This is a genomic window from Streptomyces sp. URMC 126 (genome assembly GCF_051386555.1).
GTDB lineage: Bacteria > Actinomycetota > Actinomycetes > Streptomycetales > Streptomycetaceae > Streptomyces.
Genome location: NZ_JBPQTX010001229.1, coordinates 1 through 244 on the forward strand (window position 1 = coordinate 1; position 244 = coordinate 244).

The 244-nt window shown below is 72.5% G+C and carries 1 pseudogene; it reads left to right on the forward strand.

The window, feature by feature from the left end:
• Positions 1–244: pseudogene (locus ACSNOK_RS35780) on the forward strand (adenosine deaminase); the annotation flags it as partial.

Here is a 244-nt window from a genome sequence, read left to right on the forward strand (position 1 = left end):
GTGATCAACGGGCTGGGCCGCGCGCTGGACACCGCGCCGGAGACGTACGGCATCACCACCCGTCTCATCATGTGCTTCCTGCGGGACGAGAGCGCGGAGTCCGCGCTGGAGACCTTCGAGAGCGCCCGGCCCCATCTGCACCGGATCGCCGGTGTCGGACTCGACTCGGCGGAGGTCGGCAACCCGCCGTCGGCGTTCCGCGAGGTGTACGCCCGGGCCCGGGCCGCCGGGCTCAAGTGCGTGG